This is a genomic window from Streptomyces recifensis (assembly GCF_002154615.1).
GTDB lineage: Bacteria > Actinomycetota > Actinomycetes > Streptomycetales > Streptomycetaceae > Streptomyces > Streptomyces griseoluteus.
In genome coordinates, this window is sequence record NZ_MUNH01000898.1 from 1 (window position 1) to 500 (window position 500).

Consider the following 500-nt stretch of genomic DNA (forward strand, 5'->3'; position numbering starts at 1 on the left):
CGCGCTTCTGGTCCTCGGTGCCGAAACGGGAGATCACCGTGCCGCAGATGGCCGGGGAGACGACCAGCATCAGGAGAGGGGCTCCCGAGGCGCCCAGCTCTTCCAGGACGATGGAGAGTTCGGCTATGCCGCCGCCTCCGCCGCCGTACTCCTCCGGGAGGCTGACGCCCAGGTAGCCCAGCTTGGCGGCCTCTTGCCAGAGTTCGGTGGGGTAGCGGCCCTCGGCCATGACCCGGGTGAGGTAGTCGCGGCCGTAACGCTTACCGAGGGCGGAGACCGCTTTGCGGAGGGCCTGGTGCTCTTCGCTTTCGATGAGGGTGGTCACCTTTTACTCCTTCGGGTGCAGGTTGTTCGTGGCTGGTCGCGCTCACGCGGCGGCAGCCGCACATCGGTGCGGCTCCGCGCCCCTGGGGTTACTTCGGCTCGACGACGGCCAGGAGGGTGCCCATCTCCACTTGACGGCCCACGGCGGCCGGGAGCGCCGTCAGGGTGCCGTCCGC

1 protein-coding gene is annotated in these 500 nt (G+C 69.4%); it reads right to left on the reverse strand.

Annotated elements, in window-relative coordinates; translation table 11 throughout:
- Window positions 1-325, reverse strand: a 325-nt coding sequence (locus CCN33_RS30685; RefSeq protein WP_140394784.1) for an acyl-CoA dehydrogenase family protein, incomplete at its 3' end; no start/stop codon positions are given.
- Between the last annotated feature and the right edge of the window lie 175 nt (window positions 326-500).